At 56.1% G+C, this 9262-nt stretch carries 8 protein-coding genes and 1 riboswitch; of the genes, 5 read left to right on the forward strand and 3 right to left on the reverse strand.

Annotation, left to right across the window (positions count from 1 at the left end; all coding sequences use genetic code 11):
- Positions 1–70 precede the first annotated feature (70 nt).
- Complete coding sequence (gene phhA / locus P8T57_RS06880; protein ID WP_341364979.1) at positions 71–961, forward strand: phenylalanine 4-monooxygenase; 891 nt, start codon at positions 71–73, stop codon at positions 959–961.
- Positions 962–1087: 126 nt separating this feature from the next.
- Here the strand turns inward: phhA and P8T57_RS06885 are convergent, their stop codons facing one another.
- A complete protein-coding gene (locus tag P8T57_RS06885) occupies positions 1088–1510 on the reverse strand; it encodes a response regulator (protein ID WP_007091698.1) in 423 nt (140 codons plus the stop codon).
- 313 nt (positions 1511–1823) lie between these two features.
- A riboswitch (cobalamin riboswitch) is annotated at positions 1824–1921 on the forward strand.
- Positions 1922–2036: 115 nt separating this feature from the next.
- On the opposite strand from P8T57_RS06885, the gene P8T57_RS06890 reads away from it, so the two are divergent.
- Genes P8T57_RS06890 through meaB form a run of 3 tightly spaced genes read left to right on the forward strand, consistent with a single transcriptional unit; the run spans position 2037 to position 7361 of the window.
- The gene (locus P8T57_RS06890) at positions 2037–4100 is read left to right on the forward strand and encodes a methylmalonyl-CoA mutase family protein (RefSeq protein ID WP_341364980.1); all 2064 of its coding nucleotides are present in this window, start codon (positions 2037–2039) and stop codon (positions 4098–4100) included.
- Between the two features lie 2 nt (positions 4101–4102).
- Positions 4103–6259 carry a methylmalonyl-CoA mutase gene (scpA, locus tag P8T57_RS06895; protein ID WP_341364981.1) on the forward strand — a complete coding sequence of 719 codons (2157 nt, stop codon included), beginning with the start codon at positions 4103–4105 and terminating at the stop codon, positions 6257–6259.
- 16 nt (positions 6260–6275) lie between these two features.
- A complete protein-coding gene (gene meaB / locus P8T57_RS06900) occupies positions 6276–7361 on the forward strand; it encodes a methylmalonyl Co-A mutase-associated GTPase MeaB (protein WP_341364982.1) in 1086 nt (361 codons plus the stop codon).
- 50 nt (positions 7362–7411) lie between these two features.
- On the opposite strand, the gene P8T57_RS06905 is transcribed toward meaB, so the two are convergent.
- Complete coding sequence (locus tag P8T57_RS06905) at positions 7412–7567, reverse strand: hypothetical protein (protein ID WP_156484587.1); 156 nt, start codon at positions 7565–7567, stop codon at positions 7412–7414.
- 298 nt (positions 7568–7865) lie between these two features.
- Positions 7866–8021, reverse strand: coding sequence for a hypothetical protein (locus P8T57_RS06910; protein ID WP_156487991.1), 156 nt, complete (start codon positions 8019–8021; stop codon positions 7866–7868).
- A gap of 231 nt (positions 8022–8252) precedes the next feature.
- On the opposite strand from P8T57_RS06910, the gene P8T57_RS06915 reads away from it, so the two are divergent.
- Entirely contained in the window at positions 8253–9251 is a 999-nt protein-coding gene (locus P8T57_RS06915; RefSeq protein WP_341364983.1) for a tRNA-dihydrouridine synthase, read from the forward strand.
- Positions 9252–9262: the final 11 nt, after the last annotated feature.

A 9262-nucleotide genomic window follows, 5' to 3' on the forward strand; every position in this document is an offset into this window, starting at 1 on the left:
AAAATGACATTTGAATTGATGTAAAATGATCCATGCAGAAAGTCTCATCAGGGAGCAAACGAGGACCGTCATGGACCAGAACAAAAATCTGCGCGGCGATTACAGCCACATCAATGATGACTACACCGTGGCCCAGGACTGGGCATCCTATTCTGAGGCCGAACATGACCTTTGGCGCAAACTTTATTCCCGTCAGAAGGCGATCCTGCCGGGCTATGCCGCCCCCGATTACATCCGCAATCTTGAAAAACTTGATGCCGCCGATGGCATTCCGCATTTCGGTCGGGTCAGTGAGAAGCTCCATGCCGCCACCGGCTGGCACCTTGTCGCGGTGCCGGGGCTGGTGCCCGATGATGTGTTTTTCGATCATCTCGCCAACCGGCGTTTCCCGGTGACCGTCTGGCTGCGCAAGCCAGAGGAAATCGACTATCTCGTCGAGCCAGATATCTTCCATGACTTCTTTGGTCATGTGCCGATGCTTTATGATCCGGTCTTTGCCGATTATCTGGCGGCTTATGGTGCCAAGGGCCCCGAAGCCATTGCCAAAGGCGGGCTCAAGAAACTCGCCCGCATGTATTGGTACATGGTCGAGTTTGGCCTGATCATGACCGACCATGGATTGCGCGCCTATGGGGCGGGCATGCTGTCATCGCAAACGGAAACCATCTATTCCGTCACCGATCCAGCCCCCAACCGGGTGGCGTTTGACCTCGAACGGGTGATGGCAACCGACTATGCGATTGACGATTTCCAGAAAACCTATTTCGTGCTGACCGACTATCAGCAGCTTTTCGATGCGATGGATGCCGATTTTGCGGCACTCTATGACCGCCTTGCCCAACGTCCGACCATTGATCCGTCGGTCACACTTGCCGGTGATCAGCTTTATCATGTCCACGGGGACGAAAACCACACGATCACCATGCCATCAGGTGATCCGGCGCAACTTCGCCACGCCTGAGACGGCATTTGATATTATGATATGAGGAATACGAAAAATCGGGTCCAACGGCATTTTTTTGCCGAAAGACCCGATTTTTTGATTATTCACTGAAAATGAAAAATATGGACGATTACTAAAAATTACTCAGCAATGGCTCATGGATTTATCAAGCGCCCGGTTAAGCTGCTCGATCACCACCATCGGGCTTGCATCCTTGCTGATAAAGTCCGCCGCGCCAAGGGCATCGGCCTGGGCCCGCGTATCGGCATCATAATGGGCCGAGAAGAACAGAACCGGCACTTCAACCGCGTTCGGATAGCGGCGGCGAATCTCGCAAAAGGCTTCAAACCCGCTCATCCCGGGCATTTCAAGATCCAGAATGATCGCCCGCGGATAAAGACCGTCCAGTTGGTCGATCAGATCGTCGGCACAATCAAACCCTGCCACGTCATACCCAGCACGGCGCAAAACGGTCTCAAGGGCCGCCTTGGCGCTGGGGCTGTCGTCGGCAAACACCACCAGACCGTCATTCATTGGTCGGGGCGGCACGGCGCTAAGCGCATTCATGGATGGCAATACTCCGAGATTTGGGACAGCGCCAATCTGGCAGACGAAAATGTCAAATTGGTTAAACCCCGCAATTTTTCCCAGAAACCATCACAATCCGGCCAAAGTATAATGGCAGCGGCACGCCATTAATATCCGTTCATCAATCTCGTCCTTGGCAGAAAACAACCATTTTTCCGAAGGATAACGTTACGGAATGCTGATGGCTGGCCGCAACATTGACCTAAATAGGTATTTCCATGCCTATTTACGTAATTATGGGCGGGTGCTATAAACACCGCCATGTCGCAGATGCGATATGAAACATTCTTTTGGGAATTCGGTGCGATCCGCTGCATGTCCGCGATCAAGGCCGAAGCTGCCCTCGCAACTGTAACTGCGCCGTTTTTGGCGGCGCATAAGCCAGATACCGAAAGATGGCTCTTGTTTCTGCCGGACCGGGCGGGGTGTACCGGGCGGAGGGAATCCGTTGTAAAATAGATATCGGCCCAGATCCGAAAAGATCCGACCGCGACCGGGAGAGAGCATGACAGACCCGTTAAAGCTGGCCTCAGAGTTTCCAGCCGCCGATTATGCAAGCTGGCGTCAACTGGCGGAATCCGGCCTGAAAGGCGCATCCTTTGACAAGAAACTGGTCACAAGGATGCTTGACGGTTTCGCGATGCAGCCGCTTTACACCAACGACGATCAGGACGACGCAACCCGCCTGATCCATCAGGTCCTGTGTGCCGCCGTCGATGCCAAGGACTCCGCCAGCGGCTGGGACATCCGGCAGCTTCATGCCCATCCCGATCCCAAATCGGTCAATGCCGCGATTCTCGATGATCTGGAAAACGGCGCAACGTCGGTCCTGCTACGTCTGGATGCCGCCGCACGCACGGGCGCGGATATCACATCGGGCGATGCTGGCATTGACGGCATTGCCATTCACTGCCTTGCCGATCTCGATGCCACACTTGACGATGTCTATACCAACCTTGCGACCGTTGCACTTGATGCCGGTGCCGCCGCAATCCCGGCCGCCGCCCTTTTGGCCGCGCGCCTTGAAAAGGATGGGCAAAACAGCGCCGACGCGGATGACGATTTTGCAAGCGACGCCGCACCGGCCTTCAACATCGATCCGATTGGCACCTTGGCCGCAACAGGATGCCTTCCGGTTTCAGCCGATGATGCGATCAAACAGGCCGCCGATATTGCCGCCGATCTGATCGACCGTTTCCCGCATGCCACCGCCATCACCGTCAATGGCGCGCCGTTTTACAATGCCGGTGCAACCGATGGGCAGGAACTCGCCTGCCTGCTGGCAGTTGGTGTGACCTACCTTCGCGCGCTGACCGATACCGGTATGGTGATTGATCAGGCGGCAGGCGCGATTGCGTTCAATGTAGCGGTTGGCACCGATTTCTTTGCCGGGATTGCCAAGCTGCGCGCGCTTCGCCTGATGTGGAGCCGGATTCTTTCGGCATCGGGTGTGGATGACGCCACCATCACGATCAATGCGGTATCGGCCGAAATGGCCCTGTCGAAGGTTGATCCGTGGGTCAATATGCTGCGCACCACCGTCACCAGCCTGAGCGCCGGTCTGGGTGGGGCCGATAGCGTTATCTGCCTGCCCTATGATCATCTGATCGGCCTGTCTGATGGCTTTGCGCGCCGCATTGCGCGCAACACCCAACTGATCCTTCAGGAAGAAAGCAATGTTCATCGTGTGATCGACCCGGCAGGCGGTTCATGGTTCATCGAAAACCTGACCCGCGAACTGGCATCCAATGCCTGGGGCCGGTTCCAGTCACTTGAAGCCAAGGGCGGCATTATCAAGGCCCTTGCCGACGGGTCCCTGCAAAAAGAGATTTCCGAAATCTGGCAGACCCGCGAAAGCCGCGTTGCCACCCGGCGCGATCCGCTGACCGGCGTGTCGGAATTCCCCAACATCACAGAGGCCAAAGTCACCTGCGATGCGCCAGACCTGACGACAATTCGCAAGGAAGCCAAAGCCCGCCAGACCGGGTTTAAGGATGCAATCGGCATCAGCCTTGAGAATCTGATCACGGCGGCCAAATCCGGTGCAACCATCGCGCAGATGTATGAAGCCCTTTATGGCAAGGCCGCGGGCACAACCATCGATCCGCTGCCAACCCATCGTCTTTCGGAAAGTTTCGAAACCCTGCGCGATCGTGCCGATGCCCACAAGGCATCAACCGGCAAATTTCCGCAAATCTTTCTGGCCAATCTGGGCCCGGTTGCCAAACACACCGCGCGCGCCATGTTTGCCCGAAACTTTTTCGAAGCTGGCGGGATCGAGGCGATCACCAATAACGGCTTTGCAGACGCCCGCGAAGCCGCCAAGGCATTTGGCGAAAGTGGTGCCAGGATCGCGGTGATTTGCGGATCGGACCCGCAATATGCCGACATGGCCGCCGATACTGCCCAAAACCTTAAACAGGCGGGGGCGACCCGCATTTACCTTGCCGGACATCCCGGCGACGCCAGAGCCGATTACGAGACGGCCGGTATCGATGATTTCATATTTATCGGGGCGGATGTTCTTGCGATCTGCGAAACAGCCCTTTCACATCTGGGGGTAAAATAACCATGACCCGGATTCCGGACTTTTCCGATCTGCCGCTGTTTGATGGCGCAACTTCCGGCCCGACCAGCCCGGTCAACACCGCACCCTGGACCACGCCCGAAGGCATCGACGTCAAGGCCGTCTTTGGCGCGGATGATCTGGCGGGGCTTGATCATCTCAACACCATGCCGGGCATGCCGCCCTTCCTGCGCGGCCCCTATCCGACCATGTATGTCCAGCAACCCTGGACGATCCGGCAATATGCCGGTTTTTCGACCGCCGAAGAATCCAACGCGTTTTATCGCCGCAACCTTGCCGCCGGGCAAAAGGGCCTGTCGATTGCCTTCGACCTTGCCACCCATCGCGGCTATGACAGCGATCATCCGCGCGTAACCGGCGATGTCGGCATGGCCGGTGTGGCGATTGACAGCATCTATGACATGCGGACCCTTTTTGATGGTATTCCGCTCGATCAGATGTCGGTATCCATGACCATGAATGGTGCGGTCCTGCCGGTGATGGCGCTTTATATCGCCGCTGCCGAAGAACAGGGCGTGAAGCATGAACAGCTTTCGGGCACCATTCAGAATGACATTCTGAAGGAATTCATGGTCCGCAATACCTATATCTATCCGCCGAAACCCTCGATGCGGATCATTTCGGACATCTTTGCCTTTACCTCGCAAAACATGCCGAAATTCAATTCGATCTCGATTTCCGGCTATCACATGCAGGAAGCCGGGGCCACGGCGGACCTTGAACTGGCCTATACGCTGGCCGATGGCATCGAATATGCCCGTGCCGGTCAGGCCGCCGGGCTTCCGATTGATAAATTCGCGCCGCGTCTGTCGTTCTTCTGGGCGATTGGCATGAATTTCTTTATGGAAATCGCCAAAATGCGCGCCGCCCGCATGATCTGGGCCAAGCTGATCAAACAGTTCGATCCGCAGAACCCCAAATCCCTGTCACTGCGCACGCACAGTCAGACATCGGGCTGGTCACTGACAGCACAGGATGTATTTAACAACGTCATCAGAACATGCGTTGAGGCAATGGCATCAACCCAAGGCCACACGCAGTCGCTGCATACCAACGCCCTTGACGAGGCATTGGCCCTGCCGACCGATTTTTCGGCGCGCATTGCCCGCAATACGCAGCTTTTCCTGCAACAGGAAAGCGGTACGACCAAGGTCATCGATCCGTGGGGCGGGTCCTATTATGTCGAACGCCTGACCCGCGATCTGGCGGAAAAGGCATGGGCCCATATCCTTGAGGTCGAAGAACAGGGCGGCATGGCCAAGGCGATTGAGGCCGGCATTCCGAAAATGCGCATCGAAGAAGCCGCTGCGCGCACACAGGCCCGCATCGATAGCGGCCGTCAGACACTGGTGGGTGTGAACAAATACCGTGCGACCGATGATCGCCCGGTCGATGTTTTGCAGGTCGATAATGCCGAGGTCCGCCGTCAACAGATCGCCAAGCTGGAACGTCTGCGCGCCGAACGCAACAATGCGGATGTTGAAAGCGCCCTTACCGCCCTAACCAATGCCGCCGATCAGGGCAGCGGCAATCTGCTTGAACTTGCCGTGCAGGCTGCCCGGTCGAAATGCACGGTGGGCGAGATTTCCGACGCGCTTGAAAAGGTTTATGACCGTCATCAGGCGGTGATCCGGTCGATTTCGGGGGTCTATAAAACCGAAGTTGGTGCTGGTAACGAAGCACTGGAAAAGGTCGACCGGCTGGTAAACGAGTTTGAACAATCCGAAGGCCGCCGTCCGCGCATCCTGATTGCCAAGATGGGGCAGGACGGGCATGACCGCGGCCAGAAAGTCATTGCGACGGCCTTTGCCGATCTTGGCTTTGACGTCGATATCGGCCCGCTGTTCCAAACACCCGAGGAAGCCGCCCGGCAGGCGGTTGAAAACGATGTCCATATCGTCGGTGCCAGTTCGCTTGCGGCCGGTCACCTGACACTCGTGCCGCAGCTTCGTGCAGAACTGGACAAGCTTGGCCGCGAAGACATCATGATCGTTGCGGGCGGCGTTATCCCGCCGCAGGATTTTGACAAACTTTACGAAGCCGGGGCCGAGGCGATTTTTCCACCCGGAACCGTGATTGCCGAAGCGGCCTGTGACCTGTTAGAAAAGCTGAAGGAATCAACGTCCGAGGAAGCAGCCTGATTGTGAAGGCGAGATCGTGACAGAAACTGCACCAAAGAGTGCGCCCCAGAATGCGCCGGAAACGCTGCGCACCATATCGGGCGGCCCCAAGGGCCAGCCCCGCAAAACGGTGCGCAGACGGGTTCTTTCAACCGACCAGATTGTCGAGGGCATTCTGGCCGGTGATCGCACCATTCTGTCACGCGCAATCACACTGGTCGAAAGCCGCAATCCCAGACATTTTGATCAGGCGCAGGATGTTCTTTCGCGTCTGATGCCCCATACCGGCGGATCGCAGCGCATCGGCATTACCGGCGTGCCCGGTGTTGGCAAATCCACCTTTATCGAGGCATTTGGCAAAAACCTGACCAAGGCCGCTAAAAAGGTCGCCGTGCTGGCGGTTGACCCGACAAGTGCGCGGTCAGGTGGTTCGATCCTGGGTGACAAGACCCGGATGAACGAACTTTCCATCGATCCCAATGCCTATATCCGCCCATCGCCCAGCAGCGGCTATCTTGGCGGGGTCAATCGCATGACCCGCGAAACCATTTTGCTGTGCGAGGCGGCAGGTTTTGACGTGGTGCTGGTCGAAACTGTCGGAGCTGGTCAAAGCGAAACCATGGTCGCCCAGATGACCGATTTCTTTCTGGTTCTGATGTTGCCCGGTGCCGGGGATGAATTGCAGGGGATCAAGAAAGGCGTTCTTGAAATCGCCGATCTGATCGCGGTCAACAAGGCCGATGCCGACCCGGCCAAGGCGCGCGAAGCCAAACGCGAATATTCATCCGCCCTTCGTATCCTCCAACCCAGCAGCCATCATTGGCGCCCGCAATCGATCATGGTGTCCGCCCTGATCAATGACGGCCTTGATCAGGTTTGGGATTTGATCAATCAGCACCGCACGATCATGGAAAACGAAGGGGAGTTCACTGCGAAACGGGCGCGTCAGCAACGCGACTGGATGTGGACCATGCTGCGCGACCGTTTGCTTGAAACCTTTACCGCCCGCGAAGATGTCGCCGGACGCCTCAAAACCCTAGAAGCCGACGTGCTGGCCGGGTCAACCAACCCGACCGCCGCGGTCGAGGAAATGCTCGGACTGATCAAATCACCCCAAAAATAAAGGCCGCGCAAAAGCGCGACCTTTGATCGAATAGCTCATCGCAGCAGGTCTTATTTCTTTTCGCCAGCTGCTTCGAGTTTTGCCTTGAGAACCTTAAGCTTTTCGACGGCTTCATTGATTTCGGTGTCGAGATGCGCCAGGTCTTCACGCTTGTCACGCGGCATGGCTTCGATCTCGTTCAAAGCTTTTTCGATGATATAAAGCAAATTCTGTCCTCCGTTATTGGCTGCCGGTTATATGACAGCTCGAAATCTCTTTGTCTCAAGCAGACCGTAATCCGGCCTGTCATAATCGCTGCCGTCATAGCCCGGTTTGCTATCAGTCCCCATGATCCTGATCAACAATCCGGTCAAGCCGGGTCAACGGCTTATTGGTGGCGCACCCGTTTTAGTGCGCACCAATGAGCCGCCCGGATCGTATGCCGGACCCGCGCGTTATTCTACCCAAAACAGGGGCAAAGAAACAGGGATCAAGACGCTATTTGTTGAAAAAGCAGACCGGAAACTAGCCGTTGGTGGCAGGCTGTTCGAGTTTGTCTTTAAGGATTTTCAGATTTTGCGCGGTTGATTTCATCACGGTTTCAAGACGTGACAGTTTTTCACGGGCATCGCGCGATACGGCTTCGACTTCGTCCAGCGCACTTTCGATGACATACAGCATTTCCACACTCTCCTGCCCGAACCATTCGTTCGGGTCGTTTTATTGTGATTAGACCTTATGAAGGTGGGCGGGAAATTCGCTGAAACATTGTCGGAATTAAGCCAAATTGGCCTTAATTCGCCGATCCTGCTGTTGGCAGGACAAACCTGATCTGTGATTTTTGACCGGCATGATGTTGCGGTTTGTGTTAAAAGCCGCCCACTCAATTTCATTTAACGGGATAATCGGCAAATGACGCATCTGGTGCTTGCACCAATGGAAGGACTGGTCGACTGGCGCGTTCGGCAATTGCTGAGTGCGACAGGCGGGTTTGACCTATGCGTGACCGAGTTTATCCGTGTGTCGCAAAACCTGTTTCCGGCCCATGTGTTTTACCGTTATTGCCCCGAATTGCTTCAGGGCGGCAAAACCGCATCGGGCACGCCGGTTCTGGTGCAGTTGATGGGACATGATCCCGAATTGATGGGCGAAAATGCCGCCTTTGCCGCGTCCCTTGGCGCGCCGGGGATCGATATCAATTTCGGCTGTCCGTCCAAGACGGTGAATAAACGCGAAGCCGGTGCATCGCTTTTGAAATGCCCGGACAACCTGTTCAACATCGTTTCCGCCGTGCGTCGTGCGGTTCCCGATCATATCCCGGTCAGTGCGAAAATCCGTCTGGGTTATGCCGACAAGGAACTGTTTCTGGACAATTCTCGCGCGGTTGAGGCCGCCGGTGCCCAGCACCTGACGGTGCATGCACGCACCAAGCTTGAAGGATATAAACCGCCCGCACATTGGGAATATCTGGCGCGCATCCGCGACGCCATTTCAATCCCGATGACGGCCAATGGCGAAATCTGGACGGTTGAGGATTACGCGAAATGCCGGGATATTTCCGGCTGCACATCCTTCATGCTCGGCCGTGGCGCCATCGCCGCCCCGGATATCGCCAATAAGATCAAGGCGTTTGAAGCCGGTGAGATCCTTGAAAAGCAAAGCTGGTCCGATGTCCTGACGATGCTTTTGACCTATATCGATCTGATGAATGCCGATGACACCACCGAAAACCATCAGGCCGGGCGCATCAAGCAATGGGTGGCGATGATCCGCAAGGGGCATGAGCAGGCCGCCGATTGCTTTGACGAGATCAAACGCATTCGCGACATTCACGAGCTTCGCGCCAAACTGACCATAGACCGCGACAACCCGGAAAATCAGCGGCCAAATGTTCCCATTGCCGCCGAATAGCTGGCAAAGAC

The sequence above is a fragment of the Thalassospira sp. SN3W genome (assembly GCF_038070535.1).
Classification (GTDB): domain Bacteria; phylum Pseudomonadota; class Alphaproteobacteria; order Rhodospirillales; family Thalassospiraceae; genus Thalassospira; species Thalassospira xiamenensis.

Bases quoted from the DNA above. Each gene is read 5' to 3' on its own strand.
- P8T57_RS06910 (WP_156487991.1), bottom strand. From the start codon at position 8,021: ATGCTGTATGTCATCGAAAGTGCGCTGGACGAAGTCGAAGCCGTATCG.
- P8T57_RS06915 (WP_341364983.1), top strand. From the start codon at position 8,253: ATGACGCATCTGGTGCTTGCACCAATGGAAGGACTGGTCGACTGGCGC.
- P8T57_RS06885 (WP_007091698.1), bottom strand. From the start codon at position 1,510: ATGAATGCGCTTAGCGCCGTGCCGCCCCGACCAATGAATGACGGTCTG.
- P8T57_RS06890 (WP_341364980.1), top strand. From the start codon at position 2,037: ATGACAGACCCGTTAAAGCTGGCCTCAGAGTTTCCAGCCGCCGATTAT.
- phhA (WP_341364979.1), top strand. From the start codon at position 71: ATGGACCAGAACAAAAATCTGCGCGGCGATTACAGCCACATCAATGAT.
- scpA (WP_341364981.1), top strand. From the start codon at position 4,103: ATGACCCGGATTCCGGACTTTTCCGATCTGCCGCTGTTTGATGGCGCA.